Source organism: Thalassotalea profundi (assembly GCF_014653195.1).
Classification (GTDB): Bacteria; Pseudomonadota; Gammaproteobacteria; order Enterobacterales; family Alteromonadaceae; genus Thalassotalea_B; species Thalassotalea_B profundi.
This window is the reverse complement of the sequence record NZ_BNAH01000016.1, coordinates 29,184-52,086: the sequence shown is the minus strand read 5'-3', so window position 1 is coordinate 52,086 and position 22,903 is coordinate 29,184. Positions and strand designations below refer to the sequence as shown.

Here is a 22,903-nt window from a genome sequence, read left to right as displayed (position 1 = left end):
TTTCTCAAAGTCGACTATAGGGTTATTATAACAATAAACTGCTCGCATTCAGTAGAAAATATGACTTTTTAATAGAATAAGGATTTATATGAAATATATTCGGCTTTTATCGTTAATGTTATTTAGCATTATTTTTACTGTGCAGGCTTCCAGTGAATATGTTGAGTTTATTAAGGATAAAAAAATTCAACAAGGCTACTTTTCTTTCTATTTAGACAATAATAGTGGAAAAGTTTATTTAGAAATTGATAAGTTTAATCAAGAGTTTCTTTTTCAAAGTAGTTTACCTCAAGGAATTGGTTCAAATGATATAGGTTTAGATCGTGGTCAGTTGGGTGACACACGATTAGTTCGTTTCGAAAAGGTTGGTGATAAAGTTTTACTTAGGCAGTTAAATACTGATTATCGAGCGGATACTGATAACGCATTGGAAAAAAAATCAGTGACTGAAGCATTTGCAAGCTCAATTATTTGGGGGTTTTCAATTGAGAGTCAATCAAAAAAAGAGAATAAGCAAAAAGTAATTATCGACTATACCCCTTTCTTACTTTCCGACATACATAATGTCGCTGATAGTTTAAAGCGAAGAAAACAAGGTAATTATTCAATTGATCAAAGCCGAAGCTTTATTTATACACCGCGCAGTAAAGCCTTTCCAAATAATACAGAATTAGAGTCAACAGTAACTTTTAAAGGTTCTGACGCCGGAAATTTTTTACGTAGTGTAACTCCTGATGCTAAAGCAGTAACCGTTAATTTACATCATTCATTAATTAAATTACCGGATGAAGATTATAAACGAAGAGATTTTCATCCTTATAGTGGCTATTGGTCTCAAAGCTATGCTGACTATGCTAGCGCAATTGATGAGCCTATTATAAAGCGTTTTATCCCCCGCCATCGATTAGCTAAAAAAGATCCTAAAGCTGCCATGAGCGAAGCGGTTGAACCTATTATTTATTATTTAGATGCAGGAGTACCAGAGCCAGTAAAGAGCGCATTAATAGATGGCGCACTCTGGTGGGATCAAACTTTTGAAGCCATTGGCTATAAAAATGCCTTTCAAGTAAAAATACTACCAGCTGATGCTGACCCAATGGATGTACGTTATAACGTCATTCAATGGGTACATAGAGCGACCAGAGGTTGGTCATATGGTTCTTCGGTTATTGATCCTAGATCTGGCGAAATTATTAAGGGTCATGTTACTTTAGGCTCTTTACGTGTACGCCAAGATTATCTTATTGCTTTAGGGTTAACATCACCATTTACGAACGAAAATACTGATACGAGCAAGATGAAAGAAATGGCATTAGCACGTATTCGTCAATTATCAGCGCATGAAGTTGGGCATACATTAGGCATTGCACATAACTTTGCAGCAAGTGTTAATGATCGTGCCTCTGTGATGGATTATCCACATCCACTAATTCAGTTGGTGGAAGATGAGATTGATTTATCAAATGCTTACGATGATAAAATTGGGGTTTGGGATAAATATGTAATTGCTTATGGTTATGGGGATGTTCCTGCTGATCAAGAACAAGAATATTTGGCATCAACAGTAAAAAATGCTCAAGATAAAGGCTTGCTTTATGTGTCAGATCCTGATGCTAGACCTCAGTCTGGTGCTCATAATACAGGGCATTTATGGGATAATGGTAAAAATGCAGCACAAGAATTAACGCGCATGCTAACTATTCGAGAAAAAGCATTAGCTAACTTTGGCTTAAATAGTATCCCTGTAAACACTCCGTTATCTGAATTAGAACAGGTTTTAGTGCCTATTTATAATTTTCATCGTTATCAAGTTGAAGCGGCAGCAAAATTAATTGCTGGTGTCGATTATACATATCAAGTGAGAACGATCGAAAAGAAGAGTACGATGACTTGGGTAAAAGGTGATGTTCAACGGCAAGCTATTGCAGCATTATTAAAGAGTCTATCACCAGATGTACTGACTTTGCCTGATAATATTGTAAAATTAATTCCACCGAAAGCTTATGGCTATAGTCGAAATAGAGAGAGTTTTAACGGTAGTACAGGAATCACTTTTGATCCAGTATCTGCTGCACAAGCTAACGCAAAACAAATACTTTCTTTAATGTTGAATGGTGAACGTTTAGCGCGTTTGCAACAACAGGCGGTGATGGATAATGATATTCCTTCTATTGCTGATCTTTTTGAGCAGGTAATTAACAATACGCTTAAAAACTCCCCGCAATCAGGCTTGGCTTTGTTAGTGCAACAACGAGTAAATAATCAGGTAGTCGAGCAATTATTAGCGCTTTGGCATGATACTGACTTAGTCAGCGAAGTTCGATCAGAAGTGTTTGTGACTTTAAGTGATTTGAATCATTGGTTGACTGATAGAAGCCGTTTGAAAAAACACAAAACCATGGCTGCTCAATTTAAACTATTGTCTAATCAAATTAATTTCAGTTTGAATCAAGGCAAGTTAATTACTCCTATATCAAAGGTTAAGATGCCACCAGGATCGCCTATCGGCAATTAAGCTGCCTAATTATTATGAACTTAAGTTTGAATTTGTAACAATAGGCCTATTCACTGTATATTTGTCGGCATTTATGTCGGCAAATAACACCTCTTAAATCATAAGAGTAATTGATGGGGCAAAGGCACATAATAAAGTAAGGAAAAGCGGCATAGTTAAGGAAGGATAACTATGCCGTAGTGCAATATCACTTAAGGAAGTTGTTGCACAAAACTGTAATAAATCATCTTAGATAGATTAAGTGATACATGCACCATCAACGGGCTCAATAGACGTTTTTTTACGTTTATTAACAGGTGAAAGAACAACTAAATTACCAATGAAAATGCAACTCAAGCCAACAACGGTATAACTGCTCCAGTTAAAATCTTCTACGAAAGTTGAAATTATCACGGCGATTGCTGGAAACATAATACTTGCGTAAGATGCTTTATGTGCACCAATATTATTAAGTAAGGTTAAATAACTACCAAAAGCAATAACAGAGCCAAAGATCGAAAGATAAATTAATGAAACAATATATGATGTTGTATAAGAGAAGCTAAACTCTTTACCTTGAATGAATAAAAGAATAGCCATAAACACAGCACCATAAGTCATTCCCCAAGCAATTGATGGCACAAGGGCATAGTTCAGCTTTTGATTACGTATTGACAACATATTACCGACAGACGCAAATAAGGTTCCCGCAAGACAAAGTGAAAAACCAATCAAAGCCTCGCGACCTAATGTTGTGTTATTTATTTCTGGCCAAAATAAGGTCACTATACCAATGAGACCAAGTGCTCCACCTAGATAAACACGGCCGCTAATTTTGGTTTTATACCAAATACTGGCATTAATAATGTTAAACAACATAATCAACGAAAAACCAATACAAGTTAATGCTGAATTAATATGCTCTTGAGCGGAATACAATAAAAAGTAGTTACAACCAAATAAGGTCAAACCGAAGCAGGCGAACTGTATATGTGCTTTAGCTTTAAAGCTTAATGAATAATTTTTCCATCGGCAGAAAGCAAGTAATACAATTGCCGCTAATCCAAACCGATAACACAAAGAGGCTTCTGTTGGAACATCACCTAGTTGGTAGTTAATAGCTATCCAAGTACTACCCCATATAATCACGGTAATGATATATAAAAAAGTATTGTTCATGGGCGGTGCTTATAAATTTATGTGAGTTTTATGGTTGGACAGTTTACGTGCTTTTTGTTGTAATAACATATACAAAAAAATAAAAATACAACCTATACAGTTATGCGTTTGTTAGATCGTACATCGTCAGAATATCTATATCAGCAAGTGATCGATTTTATTGTTAAGCAAGAAGTAAGTGGCGCGCTTAAAGCTGGAGATAAATTACCAAGTTTAAGAAAGCTAAGTAGTCAATTCGGTATAAGTGTACCAACGGTTAAGCAGGCTTATATAGAACTTGAACGTCAAGGTTTCATTTCTGCTCGGCCGCAGTCAGGCTATTATTTAAAAGCCAAACAAGCGAAAAATTTATTACCTAGACGGGCTAGTTGGGCATGTTATCCGCCTGCTGAAGTTTCCTGTCGACAACTTATTGAACAAGTTCATGCGGCTATTCACCTTCCTGACACGGTTGCATTAGGCATATCAAACCCTGTACAAGCGCATCCACCTGACAAAACACTTGCGAGATTAATGCGATCAGTTTTAACTAAGGTGGCTGAAAAAGCTGTTAGCTATGGTCCTGTGAATGGTGATGTTAGATTACGGTTAAATTTAGCGACACGCTATCAAGAGCTTGGTGTTGATGTTAGTCATGAAAATATGTTGATCACCAGTGGAGCACAAGAAGCTTTATCAATCGCCTTACAATGTGTGGCTAAACCTGGTGATGTTATTGCAATAGAATCTCCTTGTTTTTTCGGCATTATTGAACTGATTGACAGCCTTGGGATGAAAGCGCTAGAAGTTTATACTTGTACTGAGGAGGGCGTTAGTATTAGCGACCTTGAAAGTGTATTAGAACAACACAAAGTAAGTGCTTGCTTATTTTCTACTGCTATAAATAATCCACTTGGCTCTATTATGCCTGAAATAAAACGACAACAATTAGTGAATATATTGGAGCAACGAAATATCCCATTAATTGAAGATGATGTTTATAGTGATTTATATTTTACTGATAAACGCCCTATGCCAGCTCAACTCTACTCTGAAAAAGGCTTGGTGATGACCTGCTCATCTTTTTCTAAAACAGCTGCCCCTGGGTATCGTATTGGTTGGTTGCTTCCAGGTAAATTTGAAGAGAAAGCGAAACGTATTAAAAGAGCTCAGTCATGCTCAACATCGATGTTACCTCAATGGACTTTAAGTGATTATCTTATGAGTGGGGAATATGACCGTCACCTTTTAGTCTTAAGAAAAAATCTTCGTTATAATTGTGAAAGGCTTAGAGCATTAATTGCAGAACACTTTCCAGCCGAAGTCCGAATTTCTCAGCCTAAAGGTGGAAGTGTATTATGGGTAAGATGTCGTTCTCATGTTAATACGAGCGATTTTTTTCAACATGCAATAGAGCAAGGAGTAAGTTTTGCACCTGGTCAAATATTCTCTCCTTCTGGACAGTTTAAAAACTTTATGCGTATTAGTTACGGCGTTAAATGGGGCAGCGATGTGGAACAAGCGATTGAAAAGTTAGGTAAGTTAGTTTATCAGTATTCAAATTAATTAGCCGTGTTTAATCGGTGAGATATAAATAAAATTAAGCGGAGGTTATCAATGAAAAATGTGGCGGTTATACTAAGTGGTTGTGGTGTTTATGATGGTAGTGAAATCCATGAGGCGGTGTTAACGTTACTAGCCCTTGATCAACAGGGAGCGAAATATCGTTGTTTTGCACCCAATATTAATCAGTATCATGTGATTAACCATTTAACAGGTGAAGTCAGTGAAAATGAAACTCGAAATGTGCTAGTAGAGTCGGCACGTATATCTCGTGGAGATGTTGAAAACATTGAAGAGTTATGCGTAGATGAATTTGATGCAATTATATTTCCCGGCGGTTTCGGCGCCGCAAAGAACTTATGTGATTTTGCGATCAATGGCGAAAATTGTACGGTAAACCCGTTAGTGCTGAATGCGGCAAAAACGTTTGCAAATGCCAATAAACCGGCCGGTTATATGTGTATTGCACCTGCAATGTTACCTTTTGTTTATGGTGAACATATTGTTGGCACTATTGGTAATGATGCAGGAGTAGCGCAAGCATTAACACAATTAGGTTTAAAGCATAAAAACTGTGCGGTAGACGATATTGTTGTTGATGAAAAGTCGAAGTTAGTAACAACTCCTGCTTATATGCTCGCTACAAGTATCAGTGAAGCGGCACAGGGTATTAATAAATTGGTGACAAAGGTGCTTGAACTGAGCTAGTTGAGAGGACAAGTGTTATCTGATCATTTATCATTTGGTATTGATTTCTCTTGTTGTTCCTTTAACTCTGCTTGTTGTAAACGCCATGCTTTTCTTGCTGCGTAGTAAGTATCCCACACGCATGGTGTGCACGCGCTATCACAACATTCATTTTCGGTAGGTGGCTCGGGCTTTTCTAATAATTCAGTCATTTAAATCCTTAGGTATTTAATTAATAGGCTATTATAAATAAAAAAGCTCTGCTTGTGCAGAGCTTTTGCGAAGACTTGAATAACTAGGGATACAATATTATTCAGCTTCTGATAGTTTCTTTTCTAGGTAATGTATATTGGCGCCGCCATTAACAAACCCTTTATCATTAAGAATTTCTTTATGTAAGGCAATATTGGTTTTAATACCATCAATAACTAATTCATTTAATGCATTACGCATACGTGCAATTGCTACATCACGGTTATCACCATAAGTAATTAATTTACCAATCATAGAATCATAATGAGGAGGCACAGAATAATCAGCATAAATATGAGAATCCCAACGCACACCTAAGCCACCAGGAGGGTGAAAACGAGTGATAGTCCCGGGTGATGGTATAAAAGTACGAGGATCTTCGGCATTAATTCGACACTCGATAGAATGGCCAGCAATTTTAATATCATCTTGTGTGTAAGATAAAGGTTGCCCTGCTGCTACACGTAACTGCTCTTTAATTAAATCGACACCAGTTACCATTTCTGTTACTGGGTGTTCAACCTGAATACGAGTGTTCATTTCGATAAAGTAAAATTCACCATTTTCATAGAGAAATTCAAATGTTCCAGCGCCGCGATAACCGATTTCAATACAAGCACGACAGCATCTTTCACCTATTTGAGCTCGCATTTTAGGGGTAATACCTGGAGCTGGTGCTTCTTCAACTACCTTTTGATGACGGCGTTGCATAGAACAGTCACGTTCACCTAAATGTATTGCTCCACCTTGACCGTCAGCCATGATTTGAATTTCAACATGACGAGGGTTTTCAAGAAACTTCTCCATATAAACCATGTCATTATTGAAAGTGGCTCTCGCTTCGGCTTTAGTCAATTGAATAGCGTTAATGAGTTCTGATTCTTCGCGAACAACACGCATACCACGACCACCACCACCACCAGACGCTTTAATAATTACTGGGTAGCCAATGCGTTTGGCATGTGCAAGGTTTAATGCTTCATCGCTGGTTAGAGGACCATCTGAACCAGGCACACACGGCACGCCTGCAGCTTTCATTGCTTTAATTGCAGAAACCTTATCACCCATTAAACGAATGCTTTCAGCTTTAGGCCCGATAAAAGTAAAGCCAGAGTTTTCTACTTGCTCAGCAAAATCAGCATTTTCAGCTAAAAAGCCATAGCCAGGATGAATCGCAACAGCATTAGTTACTTCTGCTGCTGTGATTATCATTGGAATATTAAGGTAGCTATCAGTGGCTGAAGGCTTACCAATACAAATAGTTTCATCAGCTAATAATACATGTTTTAAAGATCTGTCAGCAGTGGAGTGAACCGCGACAGTTTTAATACCTAATTCTTTACATGCACGTAATATTCTTAGTGCAATTTCGCCTCGGTTGGCGATAACGACTTTGTCTAACATAGAATGACCCTTTTAGTGTTGGGCTTATTCAATGATGAATAGCGGTTGGTCAAACTCGATAGCATCTTCATTTTGAGCTAAAATTTCTTTAATTACGCCTGACTTATCTGCCTCTATTTGATTCATCATTTTCATTGCTTCAACGATACATAGCGTATCACCAGCATTAACATGTTGGCCTACTTCAACAAAAGCTGGAGCATCTGGAGAGCCGGCTGAATAGAAAGTTCCAACCATAGGTGAGCGTACAATGTGACCGGTAATTGCAGCAGGAGCCGATTCTGTTGCTACTGGCGCTGTTGCGGCAGCAGGAGCTTGAACTGGTGCTGGAGCATATTGCTGTTGCATAGCAGGAGCTGGTGCTACAGAGCCTCCGCGGCTAATGCGTACGGACTCTTCACCTTCTGAAATTTCTAATTCATTGATTCCAGACTCTTCTACAAGCTCAATTAGTTTTTTTATTTTTCGAATATCCATGATACACCTTTCATTGTATTAAATTTGTATTGATTAGTTTGCTAAGGAAAGTAAATAACATGACTAATCATTCATTATGTTGTTTTGTTCAATTAAGTATTGCTTAGCGGCTAATAAGGCATATTCATAACCTTTAGCGCCAAAACCGCAGATAACCCCTATAGCAATATCTGATAAATAAGAATGGTGCCTAAAAGGCTCCCTAGCGTGCACATTCGATAAATGTACTTCAATAAAAGGAATATTTACCGATAATAGGGCATCTCTTAGTGCAACACTTGTATGTGTATAAGCAGCAGGATTTATGATAATAAAATCAACTTTTTCATAAGCTTGATGAATCGAATTAATTAATTCAGATTCAGCATTAGATTGTTGATGAGTTAACGTTAATCCGCTCTCGTTAGCTTTAACTGACAAGTTTTCTACTATATCGTGTAGCGTTTGAGCTCCATATACATTAGGTTCACGTTTACCTAACATGTTTAAATTAGGGCCATTTAGTAATAAAACGTTAAATTTAGTTGTCATATTCGCCAATAAAGCTATTAAAATTCATTATTTTCATAATCATTACATAAAAAACTCTTGTTGAAAACCAAGATGTTCAAAATATGCAGATTATCAATATTTCCTGCATATTATAGACTTTTCATAGAAATTAGCAGCAAAATAGTGGTCTAATCTGTTGACGTAAAAAAAAAGGGTAAAAGAAATATACAAATAATTGAAAAAAGTTGGAGATTTTCAAACTATTGTCTACACTTTATTACAGAATAAATGTATTTATCTGTCTGAAATTTAATAGATATTTTTTATTGACCACATTGGGATTTAATTAGTGCAACTCGCTGGTTTAATTCATTTGATAAGGAAATCGTTATCATACGTACTATTTTAATAATAACTTTCATGTCTTTTTGTGTCTGTTCCTTAAGTGTTCAAGCCGTTGAAGTTATTACTCATCCATCAGTAAAAGTTAATAGTCTGACTACGTCTCAATTACGACGTATTTATTCTATGCGTCAAATTAAATGGGAAAATGGCACACCCATCGTAGTTTTTGTTTTACCTTCTGAGTTCAAGCAGCATCAAGATTTTTGTAAACAAACATTAAAAATATTCCCTTATCAACTCGATCTTATATGGAATAAATTAACATTTTCCGGGTTAGGTGTTGCCCCAACCATAGTCAACACATCCACAGAATTATTGTTAGCAGTTAAAAGCACCCCTGGTGCAATAGGCTATATTGAAAATGTAACTAAGGAAGAAGAGATTAATGTTATCACTATTACCAAATAATAAGAGAAAACGACCTCTCCTTCAGATATGCCTTGTCGGAAGTTTTGGTTATTTAAGCATGTGCGCGTTAGCCGAAGATGCGCCTAATACAGGCCTTAATATACATGGTTTTATTTCTCAGGGGGTTATCGCGGTAGATGGTAGCGACTTCGTTAGTGATGAAAATAATATATCTCCCGAGTTAACTGAACTTGGCATCAATGCATCTTATCAATTAAGTAATACCTTGCGTGTAGCTGGACAAGCGGCGTATTTAAATGGAGGTAATCGTTTCAATGAAGGGATCAGAATTGATTACCTATTATTGAATTGGAGCGTTTTTAATAACCAAAATTGGAGTACAAATATATACCTTGGGCGCTTCAAAAATTTCCATTGGTTATATTCAAGTACTCGTGATGTACCTATGGCACGCCCAAGTATCATATTGCCTCAATCAGTGTATTTTGATGCCACGAGAGATATGTCAGTGGGCGGAGATGGAATAGCTATAAAAACGACCTATAGTAGCGAAAGTTTCGGAGATTTAGATATTAATCTTAGTAGTGGGCAATCACCTACATCAAGAGAGCAAACACGTATTATTATGGGGCGATTTTCTGATGGTGATTTAACACACGATAATGACTTTCAAGGGAGTTTTTATTATAGCCCTAGTTATTCCAATTGGCGCTTTGGTATTGCTACTACTGATGCTGACTTTACTTATCAGGCGGGTGAAAATGATAGTTTTGTTGAGGGCAGTTTAGCGCTGACCCGTTATTATGCAAATGCCGAATATCAAGGCGAAGCATGGACACTAAGTGCAGAGATATTACAAGAAAAAATAGCATTAAATGATGTTATGTATACAGGCTTTTATCAAAAATCAGTTGGCCAAGGAGGATATGTTCAAAGTCAATATCGTTTAAATGGGCAGCTACAAATACTTACTCGCTATGAGCATTACTGGGCGAATAAAAATGATAAAAATGGTTCTAAGCTTGAAGCTAATAGCGCAGGAACTATTCCCCATTATTTTGGTTATCAACGTGATTTTACAGTAGGACTTAGCTTAGATATTAGCAGTCATTTAAAATTACAAATAGAACAGCACTGGATAAAGGGCACAGCTAGATTAACGCCAGTGGTTATTCCCGATCCAACGGTTAATAAAAGTGAATATTGGCAAATATCAACTTTACAAATGACATATTGGTTTTAATGATGACAAAACTATTTATTAGCGTACCAACAAAATTATTAATTCTTGTTATCAGTGCGTTGATGCTGCTTAGTGCGGGTATTTCAGTGATGTCACTTTCACGATTAAACCAAGAGTTTAAAGATTATCAAGTTGATACGTTAAAACAAGGTTTGGCGCAACTAAAAATACATAGTGATATTTCACGAGAGAAATTTAGATTATGGCAAGAATCTTTTGTCGACTTGGTTAATATTAAGGACGAAAGAGATTTTACAAAACTATCTAAAGGGCTAGCAAGACAATTTGATGCAATGCAATTTAACTTAAATGTTACAAATGCTTGGTTAATGACGTCGCAAAACAGTGTGCTTTTTAAAAGCAAACAATTACCTGAATATGTCGCTGGCTATATCACTCGAGCGATGGCACAAGAACAACCGTTATATCAAATTTATTGTGAACAAGTTTGCGAGCAAGTGATTGTTTTTCCTATTTTGAATTATGATGGGGAGGTAGCTTACTTGGCAATGACAGTGTCGCTTGTCGATATTACTTATGCAATTAACCATGCGATTAAAAGTGAAGTTGCTATTGTTAATTTCCCAAATAATTTCAATGCGGTTTTAAACGAAGTGGAGAAAGTTAACGCTTCTAATACGTTGTTATTGCAATCTCTATTTATTAATCATAAACAAAGTAACACGCCTGTTACAACGGTAATACGTGAAGGCGCTCAACTCGAAAGTAACCAACAAAGCTATTTGGTAAATTTAATGCCATTATATGCCGGTGGAGAAAAGCAATTTTTTATTGCGTTAATTGATGATGTAACGCAATTAAAAAAAGGTTATACCGATTATCGTTTTCAGTTTTTATTATCTGCGTTGCTTATTTTCCTTACTTTGGCATTTTTAGTTTACTTTGTCGCTAGTCCATTTACCAACCGAATATTAACGCTGTCGAGTGCCTTACCTCTACTTGCTCTAAAAGAATTTGAACAATTTAGAGGAATTAAACTTAAACCCCAGCGTTTTTTTGCTGATGAACTTGATGTGGTAACAAGTGCAGCTACAGAATTAAGTTATGAATTAGAGCAGTTAAATTTAGAAGTCGAGCAAAAAACTAAAGAGCTTGAAAATATTGCAATGTACGACATTCTTACTGGTCTGCCTAATCGCAATATGTTGAATTACCAATTAAGAAAAGTAGTGGCAAATATTGCTCGTTTTCAACGAGGAGTAGCCGTATTGTTTCTTGATTTAGATGACTTTAAAAAGGTTAACGACAGTCACGGACATGGTGAAGGTGACAAATTACTCATTGAAGCCGCAAATAGAGTACGCTTAAGTATTCGAAATATTGATGTGGCATGTCGCTTTGGTGGTGATGAGTTCGTTGTTATTTTAGGTCACGTAGATGATGTTGATGATGCTATTGCTGTAGCGGAAGAGATATTAGAGCGCTTCAAAGCCCCCATTAAAATTAGTAGTAGCATCTTTTATGTTTCAACTAGTATTGGTATCGCTTTTACGGAAGATGAAACAATTAAACCAGAACAGCTCATTAGTCATTCAGACATTGCGATGTATGAGGCAAAAGATGCGGGCGGTTCACAATATTATGTATATCATGATGAAATGTATCAACGTGTTGCTCAGCGTGTGATGTTGGAAAGTGAAGTAAGGCAGGCACTATCTAAAAATCAATTTAGTTTAAGCTTACAGCCTCAGTTAACCGCAAAAGAAAAAAAACTTTATGGGCTTGAAGCTTTATTGCGTTGGCACCATCCAGAACGCGGCATGGTTTCACCTGATGACTTTATTCCTATTTTAGAAAAATCTGAACATATGGTTGAATTAGGGTATTGGGTCATCCGTCAATGTTTTGAGATAAGTAAAGATTTGAGAATAAAAGGCTATACCGATGTGCGTATTGCAATAAATTTATCTGCAGGCCAGTTTATTGATATTAACTTACCTAAGTATCTTATTTCTCTTCTTGATGAGTTTGCGGTGCCTGCAAGTGGCTTTGAATTAGAATTAACAGAGCAAACGTTAGTGACAGATATAGAAAGAGCTATTTCGACAATGAATAATCTTAAAGAGTTAGGCTTTACATTTGCCATTGATGATTTTGGTACGGGGTATTCATCTTTAGCTTATTTGAAACGTATGCCGGTTGATGTCATTAAAATTGATAAAAGCTTTGTCTTCGGAATGTTAGAAAATCATGCAGACTATCAAATCATTATGTCCACTATTGCGATGGTAAAAAATTTAGGTTTAATCGTTGTGGCCGAAGGTGTTGAAAGTAGCGCTCAATTGCGCAGCTTAACCGAAAGTCAGTGTGATATTATTCAAGGTTATTATTTTTCTAAACCTGTGCCTGAAGGCGAGATATTTAGCTTCTTAGATAGCCAAATTGTTGATGGGTACTGGAAAACCAAGGCTTATAATTAGCCTTGGTGTTAAATCGTTTATTTCAGGTTGTTCTTCTGATTTATATTGTTTACTTTTTTATTTTTCGTTGAATAGTCTATTTATATGCTCTGCAAAAGGGGCTGCTTGCATAAAGCCCGTTACCCTATCTCGTGTTAATTCTTGACCCTGTAAGTCAAAAAACAAAATAGATGGTAAACCAAATACATCGTATTTTTTCATTAGTGCTTTACTTTCAGAGCTACCGGTATCAGTTAAGTCAATGCGTATTAATACCGTATTGCTAAGTGCAGATATGACTGCCTGATCAGGGAATGTATATTCTTCAAACTCTTTACAGGCAACACACCAGTCTGCATACAAGTCAACCATTACAGTTTGATTTTGTGAGTTTGCATTCATTATTGCTGTATCTAGCTCTTCTAAATTCGCTATATCAATAAAACGATTATGAGTTGTTGCTATGTTTTGCGATACAGGGGCAGGGCTAACAACATTAATAGCTTTTTGTACGCCATAGAAAAGTAACGCAAAAATAACGAGACTACGAAGAATGAAGTAAAAATTTACTTTAGTGTTATGGTTAGCTAAATAGAAATAGCAACCTGAAGCAATTAGTAAAGCAGCCCATAATAACTGAACTATACTCTCGTCAATTAATCGCTCAAGTAAGAAAATGGGAACGGATAGTAACAGTAAACCAAAAATATTTTTGATTATTGTCATCCAGTTACCCGCTTTGGGTAATAATTTTCCGCCAGAACTACCTAATATAAGTAATGGTATTCCCATCCCTAAACTTAATGCGTAGAGTGCCGACGCACCTAAAACAACATCACCCGACTGAGAAATATAAAGTAATGCCCCCGTTAATGGCGCAGTAGTACAGGGGGATGCAACGAGCCCTGAAATTACACCCATTACAAAGACACCAAACGAAGAGCCACCTTTTTGTTTATTGCTGAGGTTGTTTAGTTTATTTTGCCAACTACTAGGTAGCGCAAGATTGTATGCTCCAAACATGGACAGAGCTAATAAAACAAAGACAATACTCAATGTAATTAATACTGCAGGGTGTTGAAACATCGCTTGAAATTGCGCGCCAGCTAAAGCAACAACAATACCCAGTGCCGTATATGTAATAGCCATACCCTGCACATAAATAAAGGATAATTTAAAGGCTTTTTTATTTGAAAGCTGATCGCCTTGTCCAACAATTATTCCTGTTAAAATGGGGTACATTGGAAATACACAAGGTGTAAAAGCTAATAATAATCCCCCAATAAAAAAGGCAATTAATGTTAAAGTTAAGTTATCGCCTTGCAGCATATTGGCAAGTTGATATTGCTCACTACCCGAGGAGTCGCTAAGTGTATTTGAGTTTTCTCGTGTATTTGTATCGTTAATATGAGTTTCAGCATCGGCGTTTGCGTTTAATGCGCTTAGAATATCTGTATTTGTGCCTTCACTTGTTAATGCTGTTAAGTCTATTTTTTGTATTTCAGGAGGGTAACAAAGACCTTTAAATGCACAACCTTGATATCTCATTGAAATGCTTCCGGCATCACCTACATGGGTTAGATCAATAACAAAAGCAATATCTTGAGTATATATATCTTGCACACCGAAAAATTCATCTTCGTGCTCTATCCCTTGAGGTAATACGGGAGGCTCAAACTCACTATTTTCAGCTGTAAATTTAAATTTTTCTTTATAAAGGTAATAACCATCAGTGATTGCAAAACTGACGTTGAGTTTATTACCCGCTTGATAAAAACTAAACTGAAAGGCTTGTTCTGATTTTAGAAATTCATCTTCATTTGAAAATAAGGCACTTGATGAAGTATCGAAAATTGATTGCTGGGCGTTAACCTGTAAAGGGAGATAACTGCTAATTAGCAGACTAATACACAGTAAAAATATATTTTTCATAGGGTTTATTTTAATGACTCGTTTATCCAATTTAAATACTGCAAATTGCCTTGGTGTATATTCACCGCAACAATTTCAGGAATGTCATATGGATGCAAAGAATTAATACGTTCGGCTAATAAATTAAATTTGTCTTTATTCGTTTTTATTATCATTTGTACTTCATTTTCACATTCAATACCATCTTGCCAACGATAGACAGATGTTACATTAGGTAACATCGTTACACATGCGGCGAGCTTTTCTTCAACTAAACAAGTAGCAATTTTCTTTGCTGTTTGTTCGTCAGGACAGGTACACAATATAAGTTGAAACATTATCTTAAATGCCTTAACGCTTACTTAAGCCATAAATCTATAAGCCTAGGATACGTTAAACGACATATATTAGTAAACTTTACTTGTATAAAAGTACTTACTTGAAATAGACCGATAACCCCCCATATATATTTCATACCAAATTGATGAGCCATATTTATGTTTAGAGTGTTATTTCTCTTATTTATACTTATTCCTATTATTGAAATATCAGTCTTAATGCAAGTGGGGGCATGGTTTGGTTTATGGCCAACCATTGCTATTGTAATTATTACCGCATGGTTGGGTGCCAAATATGTAAAGCAGCAAGGCCTAGCAACATTACAATCGGTACAAAATAAAATGGCGCAAGGAGAAATGCCATCGGATGAAATTGTTGAAGGCTTATTGCTACTTGTCGCTGGTGTTGTATTAGTCACTCCAGGTTTTGTTACTGATATTGTCGGTTTGCTACTGTTATTACCGCCTATTCGCCAAGGTATCGTCAAAAAAGTGCAAAAACATATGGTGATAAATAGCGTAGCTGCTAGTACTGCTGACTATCATCATTCATCATTTGTAGATCCCACAGAAGAACAGCATATTAACCACCATCAAGGGAAAACAATTGATGGTGAATATGAAAGAAAAGAGTAAAAAAAATTAGAAAAGGACTTGTGAAGTTTTAAACAATCCCCATCTTTGAAACATAGAAATTTAACCCCTATTAATTATAGTCTCAGGAGAAAGTAAATGAGCATTCGTCCATTACACGATCGCGTAATTGTTAAACGTAAAGAAGTAGAGTCGAAATCTGCTGGTGGCATCGTCTTAACTGGCAGTGCTGCTGAGAAATCAACTCGCGGTGAAGTGATAGCTGTTGGCAAGGGCCGTATTTTAGAAAACGGTGATGTTAGAGCATTAGACGTTAAAATTGGCGATCAAGTAATCTTTAATGAAGGTTATGGCGTTAAAACAGAAAAAATTGATGGTGAAGACGTATTAATTTTATCTGAAAGCGATATTTTAGCTATTGTTGAATAAATTCAAATATTTAATAAGCATTGGTTGATAACTAATGTAGTAAACAGATTATAGGAACTTAAGAAAATGGCAGCAAAAGATATATTATTTGGTAACGACGCACGTGTAAAAATGCTTAAAGGCGTTAATGTACTTGCAGACGCAGTAAAAGTAACATTAGGGCCAAAAGGTCGTAATGTTGTATTAGACAAGTCATTTGGTGGACCATCAATCACGAAAGACGGTGTGTCAGTAGCTAAAGAAATTGAATTAGAAGATAAGTTCGAAAACATGGGCGCTCAAATGGTTAAAGAAGTAGCGTCAAAAGCAAATGATGAAGCAGGTGACGGTACAACTACTGCAACTGTTTTAGCACAAGCTATTGTTAACGAAGGCTTAAAGTCAATAGCAGCGGGTATGAACCCAATGGACTTAAAACGTGGTATCGACAAAGCCGTTATCGCGGCTGTTGAAGCACTTAAAGCTTCATCTCAACAATGCACAGATAACAAAGCTATTGAGCAAGTCGGTACTATTTCAGCTAACTCAGATGAGACTGTAGGTAAAATTATTGCAACTGCAATGGATAAAGTAGGTACTGAAGGTGTTATCACTGTTGAAGAAGGTCAAGCATTAACTGATGAGCTTGATGTTGTTGAAGGTATGCAGTTTGACCGTGGTTATTTATCTCCTTATTTTATCAATAACCAAGAAAGTGGCGCAGTTGAATTAGAAAACCCGTTCATCCTTCTTGTTGATAAGAAAATATCAAATATTCGTGAACTTCTTTCTACACTAGAAGGCGTTGCAAAAGCGGGTAAACCGTTATTAATTATTGCTGAAGATGTTGAAGGTGAAGCATTAGCAACATTAGTTGTTAACAATATGCGCGGTATTGTTAAAGTTGCGGCTGTAAAAGCACCTGGTTTTGGTGATCGTCGTAAAGCGATGTTACAAGATATTGCAACTTTAACAGCAGCTACGGTAATTTCTGAAGAAATTGGTATGGAACTTGAAAAAGCAACATTAGAAGACTTAGGTCAAGCTAAACGTGTTGTAATTTCAAAAGATAACACAACTATTATCGATGGTGTTGGTGAAGAATCCGATATTCAATCACGTGTTGCTCAAATTCGTGGTCAAATTGAAGAGTCATCTTCAGACTACGATAAAGAAAAACTTCAAGAGCGTTTAGCTAAATTAGCTGGCGGTGTTGCGGTAATTAAGATAGGCGCAGCAACAGAAGTTGAAATGAAAGAGAAAAAAGCACGTGTTGAAGATGCATTACATGCTACACGCGCAGCAGTTGAAGAAGGCGTAGTTGCTGGCGGTGGTGTTGCCCTAGTAAGAGCGGCTGATGCAATTAAAGACTTAGAAGGCACAAACGAAGACCAAACGCACGGTATTAAGGTTGCTATTCGTGCAATGTCGGCACCTTTACGTCAAATTGCAACTAACTCTGGTGATGAAGCTTCAGTGGTATTAAACCAAGTAAGAACTGGCGGCACAGGTAACTATGGTTACAACGCAGGTAACTCAACTTACGGCGATATGCTTGAAATGGGGATTCTTGATCCAACTAAAGTGACGCGTTCAGCATTACAATTTGCTGCATCAGTTGCCGGCTTAATGTTAACTACAGAAGCTATGATCACAGATGCACCGGTTAAAGATGCTGGCGCACCAGCTATGCCTGATATGGGCGGTATGGGTGGAATGGGCGGCATGGGTGGTATGATGTAATTTATGCTTGTCTAAATCAGTGATAACTTCGTTACTTCACAACTCGTTTAAGAAACACTAAACGTCGTTGTGAAGTGCCTTGTTCTAACATGATTTATTCGGCGCATAAATAGCATTAGCTACTTAACGCTTTATTTTTATAAAAACCTGCTTCGGCAGGTTTTTTGTTTTTTAACTCAACGTTGACAGCTTTAAAATTTTATTTCACCTTTCTCACTTCTATACTATAACTATCAATATTTCAGTTAGTTGCGTTAACTTTTAAGTGATGCTTAAATGTCGGATATTGGTTTAGCGTTTAAGTGCAAAATTATCAATGATTTTTTTAAATATGGGATTGAAGGTATTACCTTTCTTCAACGTCAAAATACAATCATATAAATTAAAAGTAATAGTATGGAATGTATTTTTATGTATGTTTTCAACAAGTGTGACAAGTGCTTCACTTAATGAAACGTCTTATGGCTTTTTAACTAATAGTGAGCGACTTAAAATTGAAGCACTTATTGAAAATAATCATGGCGAAATATCAATTTTACCTTTCAAAAAACTTGAAGTTTCAGAGCAATTTTTGAATCTAGGTAGTTGGTTAGTTGTTGAAGGTTATAGGACGCTTGGTCAAAAAGTGTTAAAGCATGCACTTAACTATTCATCTAGCTTTCAGCAGTATGAACTCGGTTATATCTATAATTTATTGGCAAGTACAGCTGAATTGGATGAGCCGAATCAAGCGATAGCCTGGTATAAGGAAGCGTTAAAGTTTGATGACATTTCAGCTTGTGTTAACTTCGGTGTATTTTACGAAAGACGAAAATCCTATCAAAATGCTGCTGAGATCTACAGGCAGTGTACAAAGCCAACCGATCAAGTTGATGTAACTAAAAAAGAGATAATCGCACTAGCTTATATTAATTTAGGGACTTTGCATTATAACGGCCTTTTAGGAAGTGATTTTGAAACAGAACGCGTTATAGGTGGAAAGTTATGGAAGGCTTCATATAAGTTAAATCCTTATGATATCGACATAAATTACAATCTTGGTTTATATCAAAATAAAGTAGAGAATAACGATCAAAAAGCGCGATATCACTATAGCGTTTGCGCTTGGATATTAGGTGAATGCGCTCGCGCTCTTGCTCATCCAAAGTTAGTGTCTTTATCGAGTGAAAGTCAATATTTGACGGATTTACTTAAAGCTAAAGGAGTTGAACGAAAGTTTTTAATTGAAGATCGTGCAGCGTCTTGGTTGTCAGAGCCTACTTATTTAAATACAGAAACACCTTATGGTGTTATTAATTTAGTCTCATCTGAAGATGGAAATGTTTCAGGTATTGAGATGACCTTCGCTAATAATCAAGCAGACAATGCTATTGCGATAGTAAATAGACTGGTGTTTGTTGATATGTTCTCCAAAGTGAATGCATTGACTTATGCTTGGGGAATGGCACTTCAGCCTATGGAAATAAAACATTTAGGTCAAATGCTGAGTTTAAAAAGAAAGGGAGATATGTGGTGTTACCAAATAAATTTTGAGGAACAAAGTTATGCAAAAAGCAGTTAATCTATTTTTATGCACGGCTTTACTCGTTTGCTTACAGATGTTTAAACCGACACTATTTATGGAAGTGTATCGTATTGTCTTTGACTTTAACCCAACACTGTATAGTAATTGGGAGCTCTACAAAATGCTTTGGTCTAATATTCAATCGGGTTCGATGGCTGCTAAAGTAACCATACCATTATTGCTTGCCGAGCTCTTGTGGTTGTATTTGCCTTTTAGGTTGTACAAATATCTCTCAGATTCATGAGTTGCACTCTCTGAATATTACTAAGTTAAACCAATAATTAAGGAAGCCACATTGGTATAATTTAATGTATTTAAAAGGTGACATGAAGGACGTCGATTGACTCTTTAAATATCATCGTTTTAACCTTGCCTTTTCTTTCAATATTGATGGTGTTGACTTGGCTTGGCCAAATTTTTCTAAGTGCATTATGCCTTATACTTAGGCTTTTTAATGCCGGTGGTTCAGAAGTTTCTTGATAGACCCAAAAAAACTTCCCATCATTTTCATAACCTACGTTGATTAATGTTACTGGTTTATCATTAGCCATCATAGTAAAGTTTTGTTGTATGTAGTCACTAAATAGTTCCTTGGTCTCTTTAGAATTAATGATGTCGGCTTCTTTACCAAATATGTGTTTTACGGCATGTTCAGCGTCATGCATTCTAAAGCGATGCATAATCTCAATATTTTGAGTTTTGGCGTTAAATAAAATCGTACTAATAGCTGACTTCTGCTGGCGTGCAAAAGTGTAGGGCGCTGAGAATATCAGCGCCAAAAGCATTAAAACAATTAATTGTTTGGTGCTTTTAATCATTGTCATTAGAGTCCTGTTCATCTGTTTTTAACTTTGTTTTAATATCTTGCATAATATCGCGAGACACTTTTTGTGTAGATTTTTTCTTCTTAAATGCTTCGATTCGAGAAGGAATGATCTTACGTGGGTAGTGATTATTGTGAACATCTACATCTGCAGTTTCCCAACGAGGATCTACAGTTACACTGACGATTTCTTTATCTTTATCAGTGATAATTAGTTTACTTACCTGTTTTGGTGTACGGCGCCATATTTCTGCAGGGATATATTGATTTTCAACTGAGCCATCAGCAAACGTTAATTCCAAAATAATAGGCATGACTAAGCCACCTTTATTTGAAAAGTCGAGTACGTAATAGTTTTTATCTTCCTCAATAGCTCGTTCTAACGCTTTACGCTCCCATGGTTTTAATTTCTTAAGAAATTTTTGGTAAGCGTTACGTTCTTTATTGGTTACGGTAAAACGATCATTTTCATCATAAAAATCAGAAATATCTGAAAAACGTTCTATCCATAATTTTTTGCCTTCAGCTTTGTTACGCTCGACTGTTTTTGATAAAGGCTTATCTAATTCTTCTTGGCGTAGGCGGTTAAAGTCTATGTCAGGATTTTTAGTATCAAGGCGTAATTTTGATATTTTATCTAAAGAAATATCAACGTGATCTGTGCTGTAAAACCAACCTCGCCAAAACCAATCTAAATCAACGCCAGAAGCTTCTTCCATGGTGCGAAAAAAGTCGGAAGGTGTAGGGCGTTTGTATTTCCAGCGTGTGGCATATTCTTTAAAAGCAAAGTCAAACAGCTCTCGACCAAGAATAGTTTCACGTAAAATGTTTAATGCAGCCGCAGGTTTAGTGTAGCCATTTGGGCCAAGGCGTAATACGCTATCAGACTGAGTCATAATAGGTACTTGCGTTGAAGATTTCATGTAGCTTGTAATATCTCTTGGTTCAACCCCCCATGGAATGCTTGGATCCCATTCTCGGCCTGCAACACCATCTAAAAAGCTGTTTAAGCCTTCATCCATCCAAGTCCACTGACGTTCATCTGAATTGACTATCATTGGAAAGTAAATGTGACCAATTTCATGGATAACTACACCAATTAAAAAGCGCTTTTCGGCCTGAGAGTACGTACGACTGCCATCTTTTTGAAGTTCTGTACGAGGACCATTAAAAGTGATCATTGGGTATTCCATACCACCTACAGGCCCATTAACTGACTGGGCAACAGGGTATGGGTAATCAAAAGAAAAACGAGAATATACATCTAAGGTGTGAATAATTGATTCAGTAGAGTATTTTTTCCATAAGTCGCCGCCTTCTTTTGGATAAAAAGACATTGCCATAACGAGCGGTTGTTCGTCTCCTCCTTGTTGGTGGCCGCGTGCATCCCACATAAATTTACGTGATGAGGCCCACGCAAAGTCTCTTACATTTTTAGCACTAAACTTCCATGTTTTAGTTTTATCGGTTCCAGCCTTTTCGTTTTCAAGCGCTTCTTCTTCTGTCACAATAAAAACAATGCGATCAGCTTTTTCTGCTTCTTTTAAACGTTTACGCTGAGTTGACGTTAATACTTTACTCGCATTTGTTAATTTTCCCGTTGAGCTGACAATATGATCTGCAGGTACGGTTAATTCAACATCGTAGTTACCAAATTCCAATGTGAATTCACCACGGCCAATAAACTCTTTATTTGTCCAAGCTTCGTAATCAGTATAAGCATGAAGACGCGGATACCACTGTGCTAATAGGAATATATCATTTCCACCTTCTCGTGCATCATCAGGGAAGTGTTCATAACCAGAACGGGCTGATACGGCATCTTCTTCAACGATGTTAAAGTTATAATCAATGCCAAATGTTAATTTTTTACCTGGCGTTAATTTTTCAAGCAAATCAACCCTCATGTTAGTGCCTACAATAACATAATGAAGTTTCTGACCATTGCTATCAGTCACTGAGGTAATGTCATAACCTAACTCATTGTCGTCAACAAATTGTTGACGACGTAATGCATCTAAACTTAGCTGTGCAGGTTTACTTGATGTTGCTGCGCTAGTAGCAGGCCCTCTATTCCCTATGCCCCCAAAAGTGGTGGTTTTGGCGGACAGGGAGTCATCACGGAATTTATTTTGGTCTAATTGCACCCATAAGTATTTAAGTGTATCAGGTGAATTATTATGATACGTAATCTCTTGGCTTGCCTCGATACGACGCTTTTCTTCATTCAACGTTGCTTTTATTTTGTAATCGACTTGTTGTTGCCAATACTGGTGACCTGGTTCTCCTGCAGCGTTTCTGTATACATTAGGTGTTGGTAAGCTTTCGTCTAATTGACGAAACTTATCAACAAAGTCTCCTTTAGTCTGATTGATTGTTGCCTGTGCTGAGGCTACTGTCGCTAATGTTAGCAAGGTTATTTTTATGAGCTTAGTGAACATAGGCGTCCTTTTTTATAATTTAATCGTCAATTGGTATCGAAAACCCATATTCGTCTCTAACTTAAGCACCATGGCACACTGTTATTAGTTAAATAGTTATTAGGGTATAAAGGCTAA

The 22,903-nt window shown here is 36.7% G+C and carries 19 protein-coding genes; 10 read left to right on the top strand and 9 right to left on the bottom strand.

Features of this window, described 5'->3' with window-relative positions:
- Positions 1-88: 88 nt before the first annotated feature.
- Complete coding sequence (locus tag IE155_RS16490) at positions 89-2,515, top strand: zinc-dependent metalloprotease (RefSeq protein WP_189379356.1); 2,427 nt, start codon at positions 89-91, stop codon at positions 2,513-2,515.
- Between the two features lie 237 nt (positions 2,516-2,752).
- On the opposite strand, the gene IE155_RS16485 is transcribed toward IE155_RS16490, so the two are convergent.
- Positions 2,753-3,673: a DMT family transporter gene (locus IE155_RS16485; protein WP_189379355.1), complete on the bottom strand. Its 921-nt coding sequence runs from the start codon at positions 3,671-3,673 to the stop codon at positions 2,753-2,755.
- A gap of 102 nt (positions 3,674-3,775) precedes the next feature.
- Here IE155_RS16485 and IE155_RS16480 point away from each other — a divergent pair, with 102 nt between their 5' ends.
- Positions 3,776-5,218 (top strand): aminotransferase-like domain-containing protein, encoded by a 1,443-nt coding sequence (locus IE155_RS16480; RefSeq protein WP_189379354.1) that lies wholly within the window; start codon positions 3,776-3,778, stop codon positions 5,216-5,218.
- A gap of 51 nt (positions 5,219-5,269) precedes the next feature.
- The gene (gene elbB, locus IE155_RS16475) at positions 5,270-5,923 is read left to right on the top strand and encodes an isoprenoid biosynthesis glyoxalase ElbB (protein ID WP_189379353.1); all 654 of its coding nucleotides are present in this window, start codon (positions 5,270-5,272) and stop codon (positions 5,921-5,923) included.
- A gap of 23 nt (positions 5,924-5,946) precedes the next feature.
- Here elbB and IE155_RS16470 read toward each other — a convergent pair whose 3' ends face one another.
- From IE155_RS16470 to aroQ, 4 genes are all read right to left on the bottom strand, one after another.
- Complete coding sequence (locus IE155_RS16470) at positions 5,947-6,114, bottom strand: oxidoreductase-like domain-containing protein (RefSeq protein WP_189379352.1); 168 nt, start codon at positions 6,112-6,114, stop codon at positions 5,947-5,949.
- A 97-nt stretch (positions 6,115-6,211) separates the two neighbouring features.
- Positions 6,212-7,558 (bottom strand): acetyl-CoA carboxylase biotin carboxylase subunit, encoded by a 1,347-nt coding sequence (accC, locus tag IE155_RS16465; protein ID WP_189379351.1) that lies wholly within the window; start codon positions 7,556-7,558, stop codon positions 6,212-6,214.
- Positions 7,559-7,582: 24 nt separating this feature from the next.
- The gene (gene accB / locus IE155_RS16460) at positions 7,583-8,035 is read right to left on the bottom strand and encodes an acetyl-CoA carboxylase biotin carboxyl carrier protein (protein ID WP_189379350.1); all 453 of its coding nucleotides are present in this window, start codon (positions 8,033-8,035) and stop codon (positions 7,583-7,585) included.
- Between the two features lie 63 nt (positions 8,036-8,098).
- The gene (aroQ, locus tag IE155_RS16455; protein WP_189379349.1) at positions 8,099-8,566 is read right to left on the bottom strand and encodes a type II 3-dehydroquinate dehydratase; all 468 of its coding nucleotides are present in this window, start codon (positions 8,564-8,566) and stop codon (positions 8,099-8,101) included.
- Between the two features lie 381 nt (positions 8,567-8,947).
- Between aroQ and IE155_RS16450 the strand changes: the two genes are divergently transcribed.
- The 3 genes from IE155_RS16450 to IE155_RS16440 are packed head-to-tail and all read left to right on the top strand — an operon-like array spanning position 8,948 to position 12,985.
- Positions 8,948-9,340 carry a type 2 periplasmic-binding domain-containing protein gene (locus tag IE155_RS16450; RefSeq protein ID WP_189379348.1) on the top strand — a complete coding sequence of 131 codons (393 nt, stop codon included), beginning with the start codon at positions 8,948-8,950 and terminating at the stop codon, positions 9,338-9,340.
- Between the two features lie 58 nt (positions 9,341-9,398).
- Positions 9,399-10,544 carry a hypothetical protein gene (locus tag IE155_RS16445; RefSeq protein WP_189379347.1) on the top strand — a complete coding sequence of 382 codons (1,146 nt, stop codon included), beginning with the start codon at positions 9,399-9,401 and terminating at the stop codon, positions 10,542-10,544.
- 2 nt (positions 10,545-10,546) lie between these two features.
- Positions 10,547-12,985, top strand: a complete 2,439-nt coding sequence (locus tag IE155_RS16440; protein WP_189379346.1) for a putative bifunctional diguanylate cyclase/phosphodiesterase — start codon at positions 10,547-10,549, stop codon at positions 12,983-12,985.
- 57 nt (positions 12,986-13,042) lie between these two features.
- Here the strand turns inward: IE155_RS16440 and IE155_RS16435 are convergent, their stop codons facing one another.
- The gene (locus IE155_RS16435; protein WP_189379345.1) at positions 13,043-14,896 is read right to left on the bottom strand and encodes a protein-disulfide reductase DsbD; all 1,854 of its coding nucleotides are present in this window, start codon (positions 14,894-14,896) and stop codon (positions 13,043-13,045) included.
- A 5-nt stretch (positions 14,897-14,901) separates the two neighbouring features.
- A complete protein-coding gene (cutA, locus tag IE155_RS16430; protein ID WP_189379344.1) occupies positions 14,902-15,213 on the bottom strand; it encodes a divalent-cation tolerance protein CutA in 312 nt (103 codons plus the stop codon).
- A gap of 159 nt (positions 15,214-15,372) precedes the next feature.
- On the opposite strand from cutA, the gene IE155_RS16425 reads away from it, so the two are divergent.
- From IE155_RS16425 to IE155_RS16410, 4 genes are all read left to right on the top strand, one after another.
- Positions 15,373-15,849: an FxsA family protein gene (locus IE155_RS16425; RefSeq protein ID WP_189379343.1), complete on the top strand. Its 477-nt coding sequence runs from the start codon at positions 15,373-15,375 to the stop codon at positions 15,847-15,849.
- Positions 15,850-15,945: 96 nt separating this feature from the next.
- Entirely contained in the window at positions 15,946-16,236 is a 291-nt protein-coding gene (locus tag IE155_RS16420) for a co-chaperone GroES (protein WP_189379342.1), read from the top strand.
- A 66-nt stretch (positions 16,237-16,302) separates the two neighbouring features.
- Positions 16,303-17,958, top strand: a complete 1,656-nt coding sequence (groL, locus tag IE155_RS16415) for a chaperonin GroEL (RefSeq protein ID WP_189379341.1) — start codon at positions 16,303-16,305, stop codon at positions 17,956-17,958.
- Positions 17,959-18,373: 415 nt separating this feature from the next.
- Positions 18,374-19,519, top strand: a complete 1,146-nt coding sequence (locus IE155_RS16410; protein WP_189379340.1) for a tetratricopeptide repeat protein — start codon at positions 18,374-18,376, stop codon at positions 19,517-19,519.
- A 317-nt stretch (positions 19,520-19,836) separates the two neighbouring features.
- On the opposite strand, the gene IE155_RS16405 is transcribed toward IE155_RS16410, so the two are convergent.
- Complete coding sequence (locus tag IE155_RS16405) at positions 19,837-20,346, bottom strand: DUF6702 family protein (RefSeq protein WP_229817414.1); 510 nt, start codon at positions 20,344-20,346, stop codon at positions 19,837-19,839.
- On the bottom strand, positions 20,333-22,786 hold the full coding sequence (locus IE155_RS16400; protein WP_189379339.1) for a M1 family metallopeptidase: 2,454 nt from the start codon (positions 22,784-22,786) through the stop codon (positions 20,333-20,335). The genes IE155_RS16405 and IE155_RS16400 overlap by 14 nt, the downstream gene beginning before the upstream one ends.
- Positions 22,787-22,903 lie beyond the last annotated feature (117 nt).